Genomic DNA, 19,240 nt, shown 5'->3' with positions numbered 1-19,240 from the left:
CTTGCTGTGGCTCAGCGGTCAGTTCGGGTGCTCAGGCCGCACAGAGCGTCGTAGAGCGGGTGGTAGAGCGTGCGGACCAGGGCGGGGTCGGCGGGGTCGGCAAACGACTCGGGTGTGATGTCGTCGTCGAAGTAGGGCGCGAGGACGTCGCGGAGTTTGATGAGCAGGCCGTGGTCGTTGCGGCGGCGTCCGCTGCGGGTCGCTGCGGCGGGCGGGGCACCGGCCTCGGCGAGTGCAGGGGCGAAGGCCGCGTCGACGAATACCACCCGCGCGGGCACTCCGCCGCGCACCAGTCGGCCGATGACCTGCCAGATGGTGACCAGCTGATCCCAGGCGAAGGAGGTCTTCTCCGCGTCGTTGAGCTGGGAGTAGATGTAGCGTCGGGACAGCAGGCGGCGCCACTCCTTGCGAGCCGCGAGGCGGAAGGCGAGCCCGGCGGTGTCCATGTCCGCTGCGTCGGCCACGAGTTTACCGAAGGTTCCCGCCTCGGCATCTGGCTGGTTGCGGACGAACCTGGTGACCCAGTCGTTGATGGCGAAGACGGCCAGCGAAAGGTCGTCGGGGCGCGGGTGGGGACGGGCGAGGAAGAGGACGGTCCCGAAGGCGGCTTTGTGACTCTGGTTGAGGATGTTGTGGCCGCGCTCGATTGCCATCAGGGGGGCGACCAGGACTTCGGCGTCTTCGTCCTTGGCGAAGGCTGCGAGGTCGCCGCGGCGTACGGCGGAGGCGCCGGTGAAGTCTCCCGTGGCGGTGTCTCCGGGGCCGGCGTGGTCAAGCTCCGCCTTGTCGGAGGCGAGGACGCGGACCTTTCCGCGCCAGCGCGGCATGCGTTCCAGGAGGTCAGCGGCGATTCTGGCGTCCTGGTAACTGCCGACCAGGAGGAGGGCGCGTCGGCGTTCTCCGTCCTCGATCTGCCGTAGTTCCTGGTCGAGGAGCGAGGTGCTGCCTGGGGCCGACTTGCCGAGCTGGGTGACCATCTGGGCCAGGACCCGTTCACGGGTATCGAGTCGGGCTCCGGAGAGGGTGAGCGGGGTTCCTTCGCCGTCGTAGAGGAACAGCGTGGTGAACAGGGTTTGCCGGATGGAGTCGACGGCGGCCTGGTGGGGTTTGAGGATCGCTGTGACCGGGGCCATGATGTGTGCGCGGGTCGATGTCCCGGCCCAGCTGGTGCCGGACATGAGCAGGACGTGCGGTCCGGGACGGCCCGCTGCGGGGTCGGCGCCCAGCGCGTGCAGGTGGAGCAAGAGTTCGCGGCCGACGCCTGCACAGCGGAAGAAACGCAGGGTACCGCTGCGGTGTTCGTCGCCGTCCGGGCCGCGCTCCGGATCTTCGGGCAGGTACTGGAATCCAAGGACGTTACCCATCGGGGCTTCCGGCACCACCGGCGCGTAGTCGAGGGGCGGTCTGCGGGAGAGTTCGTTGTCGGCAGTGTCCAGATGCAAAGCCGCTTCGGCCTGCGGCCACAAGAAGGTGACGCGTTCGAGGCGCTGATGCAGGGCGGCCAGTACCAGAGTGAACTCGAGACGCCGGGCTTCTCGTTCCAGCCAGGGCTCGCTCCCCCAGATGTCCACGGGATCCCGGTCGGGTTTCCCCGGGCCGGGTGGCTCCTGACGCAGGGAACCATCCAGCAGCGGGGACCCGGTGAGCAGGGTGTCGAGCACGGAGCGGACACGTTGGCTGGTCGCCGTCTGGTCGAGGTGGTGCAGGAGAGCTCCGGCACTGCGGATCAGGGCGTCGGCGAGGTCGTTGTGCGGGCCGCGATCGCCGAGCGGGTCATCGCGGAAGGCGTCGAACGCCTTGGTGACTTCATTGCGCCGGATATCCCAGGGCTCGGTGTCCGGGGTCCGCGGCAGGGGTGCGTCGCCGTCGGCCTCGTCGTCGGAGTCGTACACCTCGGCGTCGGAGGAGGTCTCGTCGGGGAGGGGACCGGTGACGCGCGGACGGGGGTACCACTCGTTGACGAGTTTCTCCTGGAGCGTCCAGGCGCTGAAGTATTCGATGTCCGCCCAGCGGCGAAGGTCGTGGTCGGTGATCAGTCGGCGGTAGAGACGGTTGGCGGCGATGTGGACCAGGTCCAGGGAGGCCGACCAGCGTTCGACATCGCGTGCCGAGAGGGGCAGGCGGCCTTGCCGGGCCAGTTCATCGATCTTGTGGATGCCAAGGCGGTCGAGCCAGGAATCCGGGCCGCGCACGATCAGCGTCGCGGACGGGGCGAAGGCGGTATCGAGCTGCATCTGTACGCGGTCCGCCTCGTCGACGATGATGATGTCGCTGCGTAGGCAGGCCAGTTCAAGGTGCCTGAGGCGTTCGGCATTGAGATGGTTGGGTACAGCGCTCTGCAGGAGGCTGGCCGGGTTGGCCACCCAGATCAGAGCATCCACCAGCTCCCGGTCGGGGGCATGACGAGGGCAGACGCTCCACACCGGACAGCCGTGATCGGACCGCGCCATCTCGCTTTCCGCGGGCGCCTCGGACAGGTCGTGCCGGTACACGGGCAGCGGGATCTCCCCGACAGCGGTGGGACCAGGCTTCTTTACCGGGCGCAGTTCCGTGCAGGGGGCGTCGACGTAGCGCAGGGGTTCGGCTGCTTCCAGTCCGCGCTGTGCGTCAAGGATGCACACCGAGCTCAGGTCGTCAAAGGCTGGATCATCGTGCTGGAGGAGGGAGGCTTGGCCGCGCGCGGCAAGGCGGCGGTGCAGCCGGGATGCGTGCTGTTCGCGGGTGGTGCCGCCGATGACGGGAGCGGCCTGCAGGTCCAGGTCGCGGAACTGGCCGACCAGGGTGAGCTGTTCGGCGACGTCACCGACGACCAGAGTGGTGCGGAGCCCTTTGCGTGCGCCCCAGACGGCGATGAGGTGCATCAGGGTGCTCTTGCCTGCGCCCACCATGCCGACCAGATGGAGCAGGCGGTCCATGCGGAGAACCGTGGTCTTCTCGAAGCGTTGCCCGTCGACGGACAGGGCGTCGAGTTGCAGGTCCTCCAGCCGTCGCACCCAATGGCCGGCGGTGAGGCCGCGGGCCGTCTCGGCTTCCTCCATCCAGCGGGCGGTCTCGGCGAGTTCGGCCAGCGGGATGTCCAGGGGATGACCTGCGGTGTGCGGGACATGGCTAAGGTCGTGGCCGGTCGCTGGGGGGAAACACAGCTGTTCGGGGATGGTCACGGAGGCGGGCCGATGCCGCTCGGTGAACCGGGCCTGGCCCGCCGGGGCGGGCGGCAGTTGCCGTTGGTCGAAGTGCGGAAGCCGGGAAAGCGCATGCTCGAACCTGTCGAAGCGGTCTGCGGCGATGGTGGGTTCGACGCGCCGCGCCGGTCCTCCTCCCTCGGGCAGCCGGTAGCCGCGGAGCCGTTCGGGCAGCTGGACGTACGTCTCCAGGCACTGGTGCCACATACGGCGGCGACGCAGCTTCCACAGCAGGTGGCGTGCCACATCCAGCCGGGCGCTCTGTGCCGGTGTGGTGGCGATGCCCGCGGCCGCGGCAAAGGGGTAGCCGCCCAGGAGGGTGTAGACACCGTGGGCGTCGCCGGACGGGTCGAGACTCTCCATGAGGTAGAGGCCAAGTTCCACCTGGCAGAGCAGCGAGGGGTTTACGTCCTGGTGGTCTTGGGGCCAGACGGGCTCCAGGGCTTTGGCCAGTCTCTGGTACCACTCGCTGCTGTTACGCACTCGGGGATCCGTTCGTCGGTGCGGAGTCCGTCAGGAGGGGGCCGTCTGCCCCGCGGAGGCGGGCAGTCGCGAGGGCGACGAGCCGGTCGTCGGTGAGCAGAGGCAGGCCCACGGCGGAGGCGGGGCGGTTGCGGCGGTACGTGCCGAGGTAATCGCGGTGGGCTTCGGCCTGTTCGCGGGGAACCACCCAGCACGCTTCGTCGTAGGGCGGCTCTGGGCGAACGGGTTTCGCGGACCGGCCAAGCAGCCCGGGATGCCTCCAGTCCTTGACGTCGATGGCCCAGATGTGCCCGTCAGGGAAGGTCACACGCAAGTCGTAGGCGTCGAAGCCGGGCCAGAGCTGGACCTCGAGCCCCAGCGTGCGCAGTCGGGCTTCCAGCTCGACCTCGGCGCGTCCGGGTCCGGTGACAAACTGCCGTAGCGGCCGCACAAGTTGCAGTAGCCCGGCCACGTCGGCTCCGGTCAGGGTCCGTCCGTGCAGCGGTGCGCCCCGGCGTCGGCACCGGTCTCTCTCGCACCACCACGCGCCGTCGACGAGCGGCGTGAGCAAGGTCAGGCAGCGGCCGCAGGTGACGTAGCCGCCCTGGAATTCGTAGGAGGCCGGGACCGGGGCGTAGCACTGGTCCAGCAGTTCTTGTACGGGGGCGAGGGACAGGTCGGTCTCGGTCTCGAACCGTTCCACTCCGGTGAGTACCGGTCGTTCGACCAGGAGCCTGCGGAAAGCGACGTAGGACTCGGGTGATGACGCCTTGCGGCACAGGCGCATGGCCGTGTGAATGACCTCACGGTCGAAGTGTGCGGCGCCGGCGTCCTTGCCTCTGATCCACCACTCGTGGCACAGCTGGGTGGGAACCCGTGCCTCGGGGTCCACCAGGTAGTCGTCCGGTCCGAAAGCGTCTGGCGGCAGGTCCAGGGGCCAGTCCTCCAGGGGGCGGCTGTGGCACCAAAAGAGCAGTTCCGGCAGGCTTTTCGGGATCTCCTCGACGCCCCTGAGGAGGCAGGCCAGGACAGTCCGGTCGAGGGCTCGCTGGGCTTCGGCCGGGTAGGGCAGTTTGAAGGAGGAGAGCGGGCCGAGGTCGGCGAGCTGGATGACGGCGCCGGCCAGCGTACGGACGAGGCGTACGTCGGGGAAGTCGAGCCAGTCTCCGCGCTGGGCGGCGTGGGCGTCAAAGGCGGTGGCCATCAGGAATCCTGCCTTATCGGGGCGAGGTGTTCGATGCCCGCGCGGCACCATTCGAGGGCCTCGCAGCTGTCGCAGTGCCGGCCTGGAGCGGTTGGGTAGTCCTGGTCCCAGGCCCAGGGCTGGGCGAGTTGCGTGATCACTTCTCGCGCTTCGTCGACGGTCCCCGGGTGTGAGGGGTCGAGTTCCTCAAAGGTCACGTCGTCGGTGTGCAGCAGTTCGAGCTCCACCCGGGAACGCGCCGCGTCTCCGCCCAGGACGCCTGCGGCCAGCATCAGTACGCCGAGCGCCAGCTGGGGGTAGAGCTTCAACAGCGGCTCACCCTCATAGAGGTATCTGCTCGCGGTCTTGGTCTCCCGCCAGATCCAGCCCCCGCGGCGAGTGTGTAGCAGATCGGGGGTGGCTATCAGCACGAGATCGAGTCCGGGGTCGTAGCAGACCGCCTGGTACTGCACCCGCACCTCTTCTTCGGCGGCGAGGCCGTCCAAGGGACAGTAGAAGGCGTGCTGTTCGAGCATGGCGGCACCGTCGAGTGCTTCCTGACCGCTCAGGTGCAGACCGCCGGCTCCCCAGGAGGCCGGGTCCGCCGGGCCGGGAAAGGTCTCGCAGCTTCGGTAGGGCGTGCCGGCGTGCCGCTGGTTCAGAATGTCGTCGACCACACGGCCGCGCCGGACTTCTGGGCTCTCAGGCGTCGAGGAGCGCAGCTTGAGCTGCCGGGTCGCGTGATATTTCGCCGGACAGTCCCGATAGGCGCGCAGATCGCTGACCGAGACGCTGCGGCGGGGGCGCCGGCGCTTCGGCGGCGTAATGCTCAGCAGTTCCGGGCTGTGCGGGAGGGCCTGGCAGCCGCTCAGCGCCTTGCAGTCGATGCAGCCGGACCCGGGGCGGGTCCCGGTCCCGTCGATTGCATGGAGTAACGAGGGCCACCCCGCCGCCGTGAAGTGCTGACGCGCTTCCTGTCTGTTCCAGTCGAGCAGCTCGTTGCACTTGCCGTCTCCGCAGCCGAACTCGATGACCCGGACGTGCTGGGGTAGGGCGGCGCGGTGCTGGGGAAGTTCGCCGAAGGGGACCGGAGCGTGCCGCTTGCGCCAACCTCCGACAGCGGGACGCCCGCGCGCCGCCACGTATGCGGCTACGGCCTTTTCCGCTTCGGGTCGGTCGCTCTTGGCGGTGCCGAAGGTGAGCAGCCACAGTTCCCTCGTGGAGCCGTCGAGGGCCGCATAGCGGCGTCCCCAAGCGGTCATCTCATAGGTGTCCGCGCCCCGGGAGTCGACCGGGCCCGGGTCCGTGCCGACCACCCATGTGTCCCGGACCGGGACCGTGAGCGGCAGGCCGACGGCCTGGCGGGCGTGCTGGTCTGCCACCCTGGCCGCCAGATAGCGACGGACCGCCTCGGCCGACCAGGACATCAGCAAGGGGTGCACTTCACGGCGCCGGTAGAGCCCGAAGGTCCCGTTTGTGCGCCGGAGTTCCCCGATCACCCACTCCGGGTCCTTGCGCTCGTGTTCAATCAGGTCGAGTGCATCCATGAAGACCTTGAGCGTGAAGTCTTGTAGTTTTTCTGCGAGTTGAGGAGGCTCGGGATCTGCGATCAGCATCGGCCGGGCGTCACTGGCCCGCTTCGCGGGGCAGTCCCGGGGGTCCAGGCGCGCCGCAGCGAGGTTCGTACGGACCAACCTGATGTCACCGCTGGTCCCGACGGGGCGCGGCCCACTGCTCACGGTCTCCTCCAAGCAGTTCGGACAGGACGGCCCGATACGGCCCCGCCGAGCGGGCGCATCGGGTTCCGACAGAACCAGCATGACACAAAACATCTGTGAACTCAGTCCATGCACGACTAAGGCACGAATCGCTTTACACTGGGCGCATCCGCCACGCAACGGTCCGGCGGAACCGGGAACTCGCCACCGTCGCGCCTCTTCTGCGTGCCAGAGGCGGGACGCTTCACAGGCAAGGGGCGGCATGAAGAAGGACGAGGTGCTGGGCGGCCGGTACAAACTGCTCAAGCACCTGGGCAGCGGCGGCATGGCCGTGGTCTGGCTGGCGAGGGACCTGCGGGACGGCAGGCTCGTGGCCGTCAAGTGCCTGCGCACGCAGAACGAGCTCCTGGACTCGCTCGACGAAGACGAGGCACACGACGAACTCCGGCGCATGCGTGGCCGGTTCCGGCGCGAGGGCACCCTTCTGGGACGGCTGCACAACAGGAGCATTCCCGAGCTGTACGGCCAGGGCACTCATCACGCCGACCCCTACCTCGTCATGCGCTACGTCGACGGCAAGCCCCTGCACCGGTTCTTGGAGCAGTACACCCCCACCGTCGAGGTCAGCGCGGCCATCGGGGTTCAGATCGCCGAGGCCCTGACCTGCGCCCATGACCTGCCGGTGGTGCACCGCGACCTCAAGCCGTACAACTTGATCATCGATGAGAACGGTGTGGTCGTCCTCATCGACTTCGGCATCGCCAAGCCGCTCTGGCCCGGCGTCACCGACTACACCCAGCACGGATCCACCGTCGGCAGCAGAGGGTACGAGGCCCCGGAGCAGATCCTGGAACGCCAGATCACCCCGAAGACCGACCTGTATGCACTGGGCTGCGTCCTCTACCACCTGCTGACCGGCCATCCGCCGTTCTCCGGGGACGGGCTGAAGGACCAGCATGTGCATGCCGCGCCGCTCCCGCCGACCTGTCATGTCGGGCACATCCCGGCAGAGCTCGAGAGGCTGGTACTGAAGTTGCTGGCGAAGGAGCCGGAGGACCGGCCGGTGGACACCCGCATGGTCGCGGAGGTGCTGCGGAAGTACGCGCCGCGTCCAGGTGACGCTGCCCCGTCCCCCCGGCTAGAGCCGGACCCGACGCGTCCGTTGCGCTTGCCCGACGAATACGGCCTGCCCGTGGCGCCCGCGACACCGGTGGCTGCGTCCAGTTCCGGCACGAGACGGCGCGGTTCCGGGTTCCTCAGCCGCCGGATGTTTCAGGAAGTTACCACCGAGGCCGCAGCGGAGGTCGAATCCGGTGAGCCGACGAGTGCGGTAGACAAGCTGCTGGAGCTGCTGCCCGCCGCCCGCCGGGATTGGGGCGCCTTCGACCCCGGCGTCCGGACGGCTTTGCGCGTGGCCGCGAACGGCATGCGTGTGGCCGGGCGTTGCAAGGAGGCGATCGCGCTCTATGAGGCTCTGGCCCTGCGGGCTGAGGAGAAGGCGAGCCCGGATGCTCTGGCCGACTACCTGGAAGGCACTCTGGGTGCGGCGGAGTGCCGCATCCCCTTCGGTGACTTGCTTCCGGCCGCGGCGGCGCGGGCCATGGTGCTCAAGCAGATAGCCGACGTCACAGGCCCGCGCGCCCAAGTGCTGGCTGAGCGGTGCCGAGAGGTAGGCATCGAGCTCGAGGAGCTGGGATTCGACATCTAGCGACCTTGCGTGGGCAAGTTGCGCTCAGGCTGGCCAGGACAGGTCATTGGGTGAGCGTGCCAGGGCGGTGGCGTACTTCTTGCGTCTTCGGAGCTCCTTCCAGTCCAAGCTCTTCGGTGATCGTTCCCGAGCGGCCGTGGGTCAACATCTGTGCTCGGCGAGCAAGTCACCTACCAGGAGGTCCGGCGGGTGCACTGTAGGCGATCGGCGGCGTGCTCACGGACGCAAAGAGTGCAGCTTTCCCTCTGCGAGCCCGTCCCCGAAGCTCCGCACGAAAGCCTCGCCCACCGATGCGACCGAGCGGAGCGACTCCTCAAGTGCCAGGAGTTCTCTGAAGGCCGCCGCATACGGCCGCTGTTCAGCAAGTGCGAGCTGGAGCACCTGCAGCTTGCGTACGTCGATGCGGGCAGAGCTGGAGGTATGGGAACCCGCTTGCCGCGCGTTCGCGGACGCGCGCAGACAGCCTGCGAGGAACCAGGGGTCGAGGACTTCGGGGTCCGGGCGCAGCGCGTAAAGCTGAGGTCCGAGCACCAAGGGCGTGTCCTCTTGGACCCAGACGCGATACGCCCTCTCGACACCCGCCACGACGACATCCCCCGGCTCGGCCACGGTGAATGAGCCCGTACTGGCTCCCCGCTCTACCTCCGCCCGGACGAGCCAGCCCCCCGGCTGTCCTCCCAGGACCAGGTCGGGAACGCTCAAGGCCGGTACCGCGCCATCTGGCAGCGCGTCGCCGTGCAGTAGTTCACCGGGGAGTGTCTGCCCCTGTTGCAGCTTGAGAGCATGGGCACGGTGTAGGTCCGAGACTGTGATCGTGGACGGCGCCTCACTACCCGTTGGCAGGTCGATTGCCGCCAGAGACTGGGAGCGATCGCGCACTTCGTCGAGTAGGCCGCCCAGGCGCCCCCAGGACTCATGGAGCTTGGTCTGGGCCTCTACGGCCGCCTCCGGCACGTGACGGGCCGGCGTGAGATCTGTCTGCTCATTGAGCAGGTCCAACACAGGAACGGCGACACACCCCTCAGGCAACTGCTTCCCTGCTTCTACCTTCCTTTCTCCAGACCAGTCATAAGCACGTACCGCATCGAGTACGCGGCTGGTCAACTGCGGCCAATCGATGCTTTGAGCTCCTCTCGTCGCCCCATGCGATGTGGCTGCGTCGAGCAGAAACAGGCGTTCGACGGAAGCAGCGCTGCCCTCGGGCACTGGCATCCGGAGAATCCACAACTGGAGCGAGACGCTGTGCGGTTGGGCGGCCCCGGCCGGGAGTGCGACGACTCCCTGGAGAGCGCCCGTGCGCAGTAGCGCCCCACGGATGCGCCTACCGGCACGTCGGGAGGCCACCGCCGGCGGCAGCAGGAGTACAGCCACGCCGTCTGGCGCCAGTCGCGCCAGCGCGTGCTCAATCCAGGCGAGTTCGGGCTCAGTCCTCGGTGGCAAGCCGTAGACCCAGCGGGGGTCAGTCGCCAGTTCCTCATGGCCCCAGTCGCGCGCGTTGAATGGGGGGTTGCACAGGACGATGTCGGCCCGGACACCATCGTTTGGGTCCGCGCGAAGCGAGTCACCTGCCTCGATCCTCACACCGCCGCTTCCCCTATCCGCGTCGGCGAAGCGCAGCTGCACTTCCGCCAGCGCGGCAAGTACCGGGTCGAGTTCGGTACCAATGAGCGCCGTAGTCCCGGGATCGGCGTCGGCGCTTCGCTCTGCCATGCCCTCACCAGCGGCCAGAAGCAGCCCACCGACACCGCAGGCGGGGTCAAGAACGGTGATCCGCCCATCCGCGCCCCGGCGCTCCTCCGCCCTGACGGCAAGCGCAACGTCTGCCATCAGTCGGGCCAGTGGGGCTGGGGTGGTGCCGACCTGCCGTACATGGGCGTCAAGCCAGCGTGTGAGCAGGAAGGTGAATGTCTCCCGCTCTCCTTCATACCGTGCGACATCGACCGTCTCGTTCATCACGCGAGCGGCCTCGTCCGAGAGCAAGGAGTGCTCGGGTGCGGCCTGATCCGCGCCTGTCGCGGCAAGCAGGCGGCGGCCGGCCTCGGCGAGCGCCGCACCCATCACCGCACGATCCCCCAGGGCCCCATAGTGCGGCCACAGCCGCTCGCGCAACCCGATCCGCTCGATCTTCCCGTGGGCGTACAGCCACCGTTCGACCTCCGCGAGGGAGAACTGCGGGCTGGTGTCTGTACCGCCGACCGGCATCGGGAACGAGTCATGGCGGCGTCGCCAGTTGCTTACCGCCGCTCGACCAACGCCCGCGATGCGCGCGATTCCCGCCAAGGTAACGGGCGCATCGTTGGAGTCTGACATGTGGTTCTCCGAGCGGGAGGGTGACTTTCGGACGGGGCTGACACGGATGCCGACACCGTAGCTCAGCTACCCCCACCAGGCCAATCATTGACTGAGTTCACAGACACTTCGTCGATCGCGCGCTCTTCTACGACGGCCGCCCAAACGCTCGAGTGCGCAACTCGGGCGCACAACACTCGGTCCCCCTGTCGGCATTGACACCACCGTGCCGCCGCCCCGTCTGTCCAACTGAAGGGAGACATACGAAATGGCCAAAGAGAAGCGTCGGATCATGCCTAAGACACGCGCACAGTGCCGTTCATGACCGCGCTGGCCAGGAGCTGCCCGTCGGACGAGAACGCCACAGCATTCGCAACGCGTTCTGCGGCGGGCAGAAGGATGCGAACGGCATGCAGCGCTCCTGGGTCACGAGGCTTCTATAGCCGCACCAGGCCATGTGCTCAGATCTCGCTTCCGATAGCCCCGGGTCGGTGTCTGTCGCACCGCCACCCGCATGCGTAGAACCGTGCAGGGGCCCCACATTTCGTCACCCCTGCCCCGCACTGCCCCCGATACAGCGTCGATCCTGCAGCAGTGGGAGTGCCAGCCAACTTGGATCGTGATGCGCGCGTACCGGGAATGTCCGTTAGCGGGACATCATGCCCGTCGTCCACTGCCGAGGTTCGCACCCGGCATGTCGGATCGCCATCGCCCATCACACTCTTCGCCTGCCGCGGGTGCGTCACGGCGGGCGGCGGCTCCGCCGCGGTCGCATCGCGGTAGGCGGCGTAGTCTGCCGCCGGGGCCCAGAACTCAAAGGCCGTCCGCTTCACCTTCACCGTCGCCCGCACGTACAGCCCGGACGCCGCATCTCGGATGAACGGGTCGAAGGGAACCTCCGCCGGCCGAGTCGTCGGATGCCACCTCCCGCACTTCCCGGTCCCCTTCCGCGGACACGGCCCCGGGAACCGCTCATCGCAGCGCACCAGATCGATCCGGCGGACACCGCCTCGGAACGGGAGCGGGCTGTCACGCCGAACGATCAGCTCGAAGGGCAGCTTGTCCGTGCGCAGCCACGGCACCACCAGTGCCTCCGCCAATACCCGGCTGTCCGTCTGCCACGCGTCCACCAGCCCCGCACGTCGCGCAGCCGCGTCCCGTGCTGTGATCTCCCGTGGGTTGACCGGTGACAGCTGCGACTCGAAGCCCAGCAGGACACCGTTCGCCCCCTGTATCAGGACGTCGCTGCGGACCTTCCAGTCCGTGCTCGTCCGCTCCGTCGTCGCATGGTGGCCGCATTCCTCCGCCGCGCGGACCGCCCGCTCCTTGTACGCCTTGTGCTCGTCCGACTCCCCACCAGCATGGTGCCGGTCCTGTGCGTCGCTGCGGGTGTGTGAGGCGACCACCCGGCCCATCCGCCGGTACAGGTACATCGGCTCCGTGTAGCCCAGCCTTTCGCAGATCTCCGCGCACGTGAGCCCGCGCACGGCTACGGGCAATCGGCGGTCCGCCAACAAGCGGTCCAGGAGCACGGCCCCGCCTGTCACTCCAAGATCCGGCTCAGTGAGGTCCAGCTTGCGATCGAAGCCCGCGAGTTTCACGTACCTGTTCGGCACTTCGGCCTCCCCGCGCTGTATGACCGCACCGCGCCGCTTGACATTCGGGACATTCCCCCAAGCGTGATCCAGTAGTCCACGGGCCTGGGTTGGAGGCCGCCGTTGAAGACTGTGCTGTGGGCGTCTGAACACGGCACGGCTACCAAGGCTCGCTGCCACCAGCCTCCACCCAGGCAGACTCGGCATCATCCACGCTCAGGACGAACCGGTACGCCCTGCGTTCACAGGCAAGGCGCCGACGGGGATCACCGCCGACGCCCTCCGCACAGGACAGGATGCATGAACGTACCCACTGACGGCCGCCCTCGCCTCTCCGGAGTGGGCACCCGACCATGCGCGAGCTGAGCGCCTCCTATCGCGTGAAACCGAGGTCGAGTTGATACGCGCGCTGCACAATCAGGTTTGAAGGATGTGCTGTTCGGATCCATCGCAGGCCGAAGGGGCCCGCGACACCGCTTCGACATGGAAGGTGCGAATGTCGAATGGTCCACGATGACGCCTACCACTGGCCTCCCGAGCTGCTGGAGCTGCTGATCGAGCTGGTGCCACGGCTCAGCCGAAGCAAGGACGGAGTCCTCGGATTCTTGCGCGGGGCGGGCGTCAGTGAGGAGCTGCTCGCCGTACACCGGCAACAGCTCGCTGCGGACAGGACAGCAATCAGCAAGTACAAGATTGTTCGTGCCGTGCTCAGCCAGATCAACGAGCAGGGCGACGCCGGCCTGCAAGTCCGACGAGAGCTGCTCAAGCGGGCGATCGAGTTCGAAGACTTCTCCACTCTGTGGCCGGACGATCGACTACCGGCTCAAGGACTGCAGGCGAACGTGCGAAGTCTGGTGAACGTCAAGGACTCGTTCACCCGGATGAACCAGGCACGTGACGACGAACGGGCAGCACGGCTTGCGGCACGCACCGCCGAGACGGAGCGCTTGGCTCGGCGGCGTGCGGAATGCGCAGCGCTTCGAGGTCGACTCGCGGACCTCTTCAACGAAATGGACCCAAGGAAGCGGGGCACCGCCCTCGAAGGCGTACTGAACGATGTCTTCAAGACCGAAGGGATCCTGATCAGGGAGTCCTTTATCCTGCGCAACGAGGATGGCCAGGTGGCCGAGCAGATCGACGGCGCGCTGGAAATGGACGGATCCCAGTACCTCGTGGAGATCAAGTGGCGGGGTAAGCCCGTCGAGATCAACGCGATGAGCCGGCATCTCGTTCGGGTCTACGGACGTTCGGAAGTCCGCGCGCTGTTCATATCGGCCTCCGGGTTCACCGGGCCGGCGATCAAGGAAAGCGAGCGGGCCCTGAACCAGCGAGTGATCATTCTCGGTGAACTACGAGAACTCGTCCTCCTGCTCGAACAGGAAGGTGATGCCGCGCACTGGCTGCGCGAGAAGGTCCGCATCGCTCAGCTCGACCGGCGCCCCCTCTCTGTACTGGGCACCGACTTCTGAATGCCCCTCGCCCAAACCAAGACTTCAGGTGCGTGTGCGTCCGGTCGCCGCCAGCCACCGCCGGTGCGCGGCGCGGACCTCAGCCGTTGAAGCACCTGGGCGTCCGGGGCTGGCCTACAGATGACCGGACCGGGAGCAGCCCCGATACAGCAGACGACACGCCTGAACACCGGAAGGGGCACGACCCCCGTCAGGAAGTCGAACAGGCGGTCATAGGTAACGCCCGACCATAGGAAGCGGCGCAAAGCGACCTCGCCAGATCCGGGCCAAGCGGCGAAGCGCGCTCGCTCCCCGGCCCAGGCCGACGCACGAGAGACCCCCGCGAAAACAAGCTGGCGGGAGTCCACATCAGTCGCAGCGATCACACGAATGTCACCAACAGCGTCGACGCACCCGAACCACAAGGACCTGACCAGGCCAAACGCGCCCGACCTGGACCACGTAGACGCTAAAAGACGCATTCGCCTACCTGTGCCAGGTGGTGCCCAGTGAGGGACCCAGGACCAGGACCGGGGCGTCTTCTGGCCCGTCAGAGCGGTATTGCAGGGTGTTCATCGGTGTCTCACTCACCCGCCCGACCCTCTCATCTGTCGCGACAGCCCCTGTGACGGGTGTCAGGGTTGGACGGGTCCGACCAGCTGGAAGGCCTCCCGGGCCGCGTAGCCGACGCTCACGACGGGAGCCGGGTGTCCTGCGCTGTCAGCGGGATCCGTAGCGCCGCTCGAAGCGTTCGACGCGGCCAGCGGTGTCCAGGACGCGTGCGGTGCCTGTGTAGAAGGGGTGGCTGACCGACGAGATCTCGACGTCGACGACCGGGTAGGTGTTGCCGTCCTCCCACTCGATGGTCTTGTCGCTGCTCATCGTGGAGCGGGTGAGGAAGGCGTGGTTCGAGGCGGTGTCGCGGAAGACGACGGGGCCGTAAGCGGGGTGGATTCCGGGCTTCATGACGAGGGGGTGCCTTTCGGAGTGTCGGGCGGGGTGGGTCAGCGCTCTTCGCGGAAGTCGGCGTGCCGACGAGCTACGGGGTCGTACTTGCGCAGCACGACCCTAGTATATGGGGATGGTTTTCATTACCAATGAATGTTGCCGCAGAGAGAGGCAGGTAACAAGAGGTTCGTCACAGCGGTCAGTGCGGGCGGCAGTCCGGGCACAGGCCGGTCAGTTCGACGGTGTGCTCGACCTCCGCGAACCCCGAGGAGCGGGCGATGTGCTCCGCCCAGGTCTCCACGGCGGCCGAGTCGATCTCCATGCTCATGCCGCAGGTGCGGCACAGCAGGTAATGGCGGTGCTCGGCCGAGGGGCGGTGCCGGTAGAGACGTTCGCCGCCCCGGTCGCGTACGACATCGGCGCGGCCCGCCTCGGCGAGCGCGCCCAGCGTGCGGTAGACGGTGCTCAGGCCGATGTGCGCGCCGTCCGTCCGCAGCGAGGTGTACAGGGTGCGGGCGCCGACGAATCCTCCGGCCTGGATCAACGCGGCCAGCACGGTGGCGCGTTGGGCGGTGCGGCGGCCGATGAGGCTCACGTCGTCGGCCGGGGTGGTCACCACGCCTCCGCCGGGATGCGGGCGCGGGGACGGCTGCGTACGACGCCCAGCGTCACGGCGTACACGGCGGTGGCGACCGCCAGGATGCTGAAACTGGGCGGCAGTCGGGGTGCCGCATAGCTCAGGGCGAGGCCCGCCCACATCTCCGCGACCGCCAGGCCGGCCGACAGGGCGAGGGCGCGGTAGGGGCGGTCGGTGAGGCGCTGGGCGGTGCCGGCGGGCGCGGCGAGCAGGCCGAGCAGCAGGAGTGAGCCGACCGCCTGGGTGGCCTCGGCCGCGCAGGCGCCGGCCAGGACCAGGAAGACGACACCCAGGATGCGTACGGGGACGCGGCGGGCGGCGGCCACGGCCTCGTCGACCGAGGCGAACAGCAGCGGACGGGCCACGGCCAGTACGACCAGGCCGATGCCCACGGCAACTCCCGCCGCCAGCCATGCCTGCCCGGCCGAGAGGCCGAAGATCGAGCCGAAGAGGACGCCCACCCCGGCGGTGCCGTCGGCCGCGCCATGGGTCGCGTACAGAGTGAGGAAGAAGGCGCCGAGCCCCAGGATCCAGGAGAAGACGCTGCCGATGGCCACGTCGTCCGCCCGCCCCCGGTTTCCGACGAGCCCGATGAGCAGGGCGAAGACGACGGTCGCGGCGAACAGCCCGAGGCGCAGGTCGTAGCCGAGCGCCAGGCCCGCGAGGGCCCCGGTGAAGGCGACGTGGCTGAGCGCGTCGCCGGTGAAGACCTGGGCACGCAGGACCAGGAAGTACCCCACCAGGCCGGCCGCGAACGCGATGCCGGTGCCCGCGAGCAGGGCGTGGAGGAAGAAGGGGTGCGAGAAGGCGCTCATGAGGTGCCTCCGAGCGGCGCATGCCCGACCGGTGTGTTCGCGGGTCCCCTGGGAACAGGAGGGCGGATGACGGCGAGCGCGCGGCCCGTCCTGGCCAGCGCGTAGACGCCGAAGGCGAAGGTGGTCACGTAGAAGCCGATCGGGTACGGCGAGTAGTAGGCGGCGATCAGGGCGCACCAGGTCACCAGCACCGCGATCAGTACCGAGGCGAGGAGGCTCAACGCGGGCCTGGCCGTGAGCTGTTGGGCGGCTGCGGCGGGCATGACCAGCAGGGCGAACACCAGGAGTGTGCCGGTGATCTGGCTGGCCTCGGCGGTGGCCGCGCCGAGCAGCACCAGGAACACCACGGACAGGATCCGTACCGGCACCCCGCGCGCCGCGGCCACGCCTCCGTCGACGGAGGCGAACAGCAGCGGACGCCCGATGAGCGCGAGGACGCCGAGCGCGAGTGCCGCCACCACGGCGAGGGTGGCGACCTGCGTGGTCGTGATCCCGAGAAAGCTGCCGAAGAGAAGGGAGTTGACCCCGCCCAGGAAGCCCTTGTAGAGGGCTACGAAGAGGAACCCGCAGGCGAGCAGGAACGCCTGGACGGTGCCGGTGAGTGCCGACTCCTGGCTCCGTCCGCCATGGCCGGATCGCGGAATCGCGGCGATCACCAGCGCCCCGCCGACGCAGAACGCGAAGTAGCCGAGGCTCGCGCTGACGCCGAGCAGGGTCGCGCAGGCCGCCCCCGGGAAGCTGATGACCGACAGCGTGTGCCCGGCGAAGCTCTGCTTGCGCAGCACCATGTACCAGCCGATCACCGCGGCCAGGACGGCGACGACGGTGCCCGCCCTGAAGGCGTTGACCATGAACGGGAAGGCCCACATGTGCTGGATGTCGGTCACCGGATTCCACGACCAACCGGCGTTCGCCTCGGCCCAGTTCATGACACGTGCCGATCCGTGTGGAGGGCGGGGGCCTCGGGCTGGCCGACCACCACCAGACGTCCGTCGCTGGTCCGCAGCACCTCCACCGGCGCCCCGTACAGCCGCGACAGCGTCTGCGTGGTGATCACTTCCTCGGGGCGGCCCGCGACGGCGCCGCCCTCGGCGATGTACACGACCCGGTCCAGCCAGGGCAGTATCGGGTTCACGTCGTGGGCGACCATCACCACACCCACCCGCTCCTGTCGGCAGATCCGCCCGATCAGTGCCGCCACCGCCCCCTGATGGGACAGGTCGAGACTGTCCAGAGGCTCGTCGAGGAGCAGCAACTCCGGCCTGCGCACGAGAGCTTGGGCTATCAGCAGCCGCTGCTGCTCACCACCGGAGCACTCCCCTATCGGCCGGTGCGCGTACGCCGTGGCGCCGACCAGTTCGATCACCTGGTCGATCCGGTCGTGCTCGGCCCGGCGCCGGGCGCTGAACCGGGCGGGCACCGGCAGCGGCACACCCCAGCGGTCGCCGTCCAGGCCGAGCCGCACGATGTCGATGCCCCGGATCCGCAGACTGGCATCGAAACTCCGGCGCTGCGGCAGATAGCCGACCCGCTGCCCGGCCCGGCCCGGAGCCTCTCCCAGCACCCGCACCTCGCCGACCGCGGACGGCACCAGGCCGAGCAGCACCTTCACCAGGGTCGACTTACCGACGCCGTTCGGGCCGAGAACGGCCGTGAACTCCCCCGCCCCGACGTCCAGATCGACCCCGGACCACAGCTCCCGGCCGCCGATCCGCACCCCGACACCGCGCAGCGACACCACGGCCGGGGCGGCTTCGGGCGGCTCGGCGGGCCCGGCCTGCGCCGGCACCCGGTGCCGCGCCACGTCACTCACCCGCCCGACGGGATCCACCGCGGTCACCGCTTGCCCGTCGCCTGGGCCAGGGCCTGCTCGATGCCCTGGAGCTGGCGCACCTGCCAGTCCTGGAAGGAGGCGCCCGCCGGGGTGAGCGTCTCGGTGACGGTGGCGACCGGGATGCCCTGCGCCTTGGCCTCCTTGACCTGGGCGGCCACATCCGGCGTCGAGTTCTGGCTGTTGTAGACGTACACCTTGATCAGCTTGTTCTTGATCTGCCGGTCGATCGCCGACTTGTCCTTGGCGGTCGGATCGCTCCCCTCACTGATCGCGTCGAGGAACGACTCGGGGGTCAGCATCTTCAGGCCCAGCCCCTCGGCGAGCGGAGTGACGATCGACTCCGAGGCCCCGATCGGGGTGTTCGCGTACTTCGCCTTGATGTCGACGACGAGCTTGTCGTACGGGGCGAGCGTCTGCCCTTCGTACGTCTTCTTCTGCGCGTCGAAGTAGGCGGCGTCGGCCGGATCGAGCTTCTTGAAGTCGCCGGTGATCTTCTCGACCACCTTGTGGACGTCGTCGGGCGAGTACCAACGGTGCGGATTGCCACCGGGCTTGACGCCGACCAGGTCGCCGACCTTCAGGTCGGTCCGGCCGCTGCCGGGATCGGCCGACAGCAGCTTGTCCGCCCAGGCGTCGTAGCCGATGCCGTTGACGACGGTGTACTGCGCGGTGGCCACGGTGCGGCCGTCGGCGGCGGTCGGCTCGTAGTCGTGCGGGTCGGCGTCGGGGTTGTTGATGATGCTCTTCACGTCCGCGTGGTCGCCGCCGAGCTGCTGGGCGATGCTGCCCCAGAAGTTCTCCGCCGCCACGACACGGAGCTTCACCCCTCCCTTGCCGCTGTCCGCGCCGCCGGCCTTGGTCGTCTTGTCCGCCCCCGAAGAGCCGGAGGAGGTGGAGCAGGCGCTCAGCGCGGCGAGCGCCACGACAACGGCCAGGCTCCCGGCAGCAGTACGGACCTGGGTTCGGCTTCGGCTGGATATCGCAGTGTGCATGGCGGGAGTTCTCCTTGACGAACCGGCCGGGCCCTGCGGACAGGCAGGACCCGGCAGAACGGGACACCCGTCACGCTAGATGGAAATGATTGTCACACCCATGGCTGAGGTCATCACAAATGAAAACCATTACCAACACTTGACTGCAGCGCGCCCCCGCCGCCGCACGGCAGGCGACATCCATTGCGCAGATGTTAATGGTTTCCATTTTCATGTACGGTGACGTCCTCACCACGACGACGGAGGTCCCGTACCCATGGCCGTTCCCAAGCGGAAGATGTCCCGCTCCAACACCCGCCACCGCCGCGCCCAGTGGAAGGCGAGCACGCCCCAGCTGGTGCCGATCACTGTCGACGGGTCCGTCTACCAGGTGCCGCAGCGGCTCGTGAAGGCGTACGAGCGCGGGCTGCTGCGACCGGAGGGCTGAGC

Annotated in this window: 14 protein-coding genes and 1 pseudogene; 3 read left to right on the top strand and 12 right to left on the bottom strand. The window is 68.4% G+C overall.

Going from position 1 to position 19,240, the window contains the following annotated elements:
- Window positions 1-11 precede the first annotated feature (11 nt).
- The 3 genes from BG418_RS38995 to BG418_RS38985 are packed head-to-tail and all read right to left on the bottom strand — an operon-like array spanning window position 12 to window position 6,566.
- A complete protein-coding gene (locus BG418_RS38995) occupies window positions 12-3,665 on the bottom strand; it encodes a hypothetical protein (protein ID WP_188278824.1) in 3,654 nt (1,217 codons plus the stop codon).
- The gene (locus tag BG418_RS38990; RefSeq protein ID WP_188278823.1) at window positions 3,658-4,848 is read right to left on the bottom strand and encodes a hypothetical protein; all 1,191 of its coding nucleotides are present in this window, start codon (window positions 4,846-4,848) and stop codon (window positions 3,658-3,660) included. Before BG418_RS38990 ends, BG418_RS38995 begins: the two co-directional genes overlap by 8 nt.
- Window positions 4,848-6,566 (bottom strand): PD-(D/E)XK nuclease family protein, encoded by a 1,719-nt coding sequence (locus BG418_RS38985; protein WP_188278822.1) that lies wholly within the window; start codon window positions 6,564-6,566, stop codon window positions 4,848-4,850. Before BG418_RS38985 ends, BG418_RS38990 begins: the two co-directional genes overlap by 1 nt.
- 256 nt (window positions 6,567-6,822) lie before the next feature.
- Here BG418_RS38985 and BG418_RS38980 point away from each other — a divergent pair, with 256 nt between their 5' ends.
- Entirely contained in the window at window positions 6,823-8,253 is a 1,431-nt protein-coding gene (locus BG418_RS38980) for a serine/threonine-protein kinase (protein ID WP_188278821.1), read from the top strand.
- Between the two features lie 216 nt (window positions 8,254-8,469).
- Here the strand turns inward: BG418_RS38980 and BG418_RS38975 are convergent, their stop codons facing one another.
- Together BG418_RS38975 and BG418_RS38970 are read right to left on the bottom strand one after the other, a co-directional pair.
- The gene (locus tag BG418_RS38975; protein ID WP_188278820.1) at window positions 8,470-10,563 is read right to left on the bottom strand and encodes an N-6 DNA methylase; all 2,094 of its coding nucleotides are present in this window, start codon (window positions 10,561-10,563) and stop codon (window positions 8,470-8,472) included.
- Window positions 10,564-11,003: 440 nt separating this feature from the next.
- Window positions 11,004-12,158, bottom strand: coding sequence for a hypothetical protein (locus BG418_RS38970; RefSeq protein ID WP_188278819.1), 1,155 nt, complete (start codon window positions 12,156-12,158; stop codon window positions 11,004-11,006).
- Between the two features lie 482 nt (window positions 12,159-12,640).
- Between BG418_RS38970 and BG418_RS38965 the strand changes: the two genes are divergently transcribed.
- Complete coding sequence (locus BG418_RS38965) at window positions 12,641-13,606, top strand: restriction endonuclease (protein WP_188278818.1); 966 nt, start codon at window positions 12,641-12,643, stop codon at window positions 13,604-13,606.
- Window positions 13,607-14,305: 699 nt separating this feature from the next.
- Here the strand turns inward: BG418_RS38965 and BG418_RS38960 are convergent.
- The 7 genes and pseudogenes from BG418_RS38960 to BG418_RS38930 all read right to left on the bottom strand — a co-directional run bounded on the left by BG418_RS38960 (window position 14,306) and on the right by BG418_RS38930 (window position 18,811).
- Complete coding sequence (locus tag BG418_RS38960) at window positions 14,306-14,551, bottom strand: type B 50S ribosomal protein L31 (RefSeq protein ID WP_188278817.1); 246 nt, start codon at window positions 14,549-14,551, stop codon at window positions 14,306-14,308.
- 38 nt (window positions 14,552-14,589) lie between these two features.
- A pseudogene (gene rpmG, locus BG418_RS41315) lies at window positions 14,590-14,652 on the bottom strand (50S ribosomal protein L33); the annotation flags it as partial.
- A gap of 80 nt (window positions 14,653-14,732) precedes the next feature.
- On the bottom strand, window positions 14,733-15,149 hold the full coding sequence (locus tag BG418_RS38950; protein WP_188278816.1) for a Fur family transcriptional regulator: 417 nt from the start codon (window positions 15,147-15,149) through the stop codon (window positions 14,733-14,735).
- Window positions 15,146-15,985, bottom strand: coding sequence for a metal ABC transporter permease (locus BG418_RS38945; protein WP_188278815.1), 840 nt, complete (start codon window positions 15,983-15,985; stop codon window positions 15,146-15,148). Before BG418_RS38945 ends, BG418_RS38950 begins: the two co-directional genes overlap by 4 nt.
- Window positions 15,982-16,914: a metal ABC transporter permease gene (locus BG418_RS38940; RefSeq protein WP_188278814.1), complete on the bottom strand. Its 933-nt coding sequence runs from the start codon at window positions 16,912-16,914 to the stop codon at window positions 15,982-15,984. Before BG418_RS38940 ends, BG418_RS38945 begins: the two co-directional genes overlap by 4 nt.
- On the bottom strand, window positions 16,911-17,798 hold the full coding sequence (locus tag BG418_RS38935) for a metal ABC transporter ATP-binding protein (RefSeq protein WP_317453905.1): 888 nt from the start codon (window positions 17,796-17,798) through the stop codon (window positions 16,911-16,913). Before BG418_RS38935 ends, BG418_RS38940 begins: the two co-directional genes overlap by 4 nt.
- A gap of 23 nt (window positions 17,799-17,821) precedes the next feature.
- Entirely contained in the window at window positions 17,822-18,811 is a 990-nt protein-coding gene (locus tag BG418_RS38930; protein WP_188278813.1) for a metal ABC transporter solute-binding protein, Zn/Mn family, read from the bottom strand.
- 256 nt (window positions 18,812-19,067) lie between these two features.
- Here BG418_RS38930 and rpmF point away from each other — a divergent pair, with 256 nt between their 5' ends.
- On the top strand, window positions 19,068-19,238 hold the full coding sequence (rpmF, locus tag BG418_RS38925; RefSeq protein ID WP_188278812.1) for a 50S ribosomal protein L32: 171 nt from the start codon (window positions 19,068-19,070) through the stop codon (window positions 19,236-19,238).
- Window positions 19,239-19,240 lie beyond the last annotated feature (2 nt).

This window comes from Streptomyces sp. CBMA152, from assembly GCF_014596475.1.
In the GTDB taxonomy this organism is placed as follows: domain Bacteria; phylum Actinomycetota; class Actinomycetes; order Streptomycetales; family Streptomycetaceae; genus Streptomyces.
Note: the sequence above shows the minus strand (reverse complement) of the source record. Positions and strands in the feature narration are given on the sequence as shown.

What these genes read in the sequence shown, in the direction of transcription:
- BG418_RS38960 (WP_188278817.1), bottom strand. Translation starts at nt 14,551, where the DNA reads ATGAAGCCCGGAATCCACCCCGCTTACGGCCCCGTCGTCTTCCGCGAC.
- BG418_RS38940 (WP_188278814.1), bottom strand. Translation starts at nt 16,914, where the DNA reads ATGAACTGGGCCGAGGCGAACGCCGGTTGGTCGTGGAATCCGGTGACC.
- BG418_RS38930 (WP_188278813.1), bottom strand. Translation starts at nt 18,811, where the DNA reads ATGCACACTGCGATATCCAGCCGAAGCCGAACCCAGGTCCGTACTGCT.
- BG418_RS38990 (WP_188278823.1), bottom strand. Translation starts at nt 4,848, where the DNA reads ATGGCCACCGCCTTTGACGCCCACGCCGCCCAGCGCGGAGACTGGCTC.
- BG418_RS38965 (WP_188278818.1), top strand. Translation starts at nt 12,641, where the DNA reads ATGGTCCACGATGACGCCTACCACTGGCCTCCCGAGCTGCTGGAGCTG.
- BG418_RS38975 (WP_188278820.1), bottom strand. Translation starts at nt 10,563, where the DNA reads ATGTCAGACTCCAACGATGCGCCCGTTACCTTGGCGGGAATCGCGCGC.
- rpmF (WP_188278812.1), top strand. Translation starts at nt 19,068, where the DNA reads ATGGCCGTTCCCAAGCGGAAGATGTCCCGCTCCAACACCCGCCACCGC.
- BG418_RS38945 (WP_188278815.1), bottom strand. Translation starts at nt 15,985, where the DNA reads ATGAGCGCCTTCTCGCACCCCTTCTTCCTCCACGCCCTGCTCGCGGGC.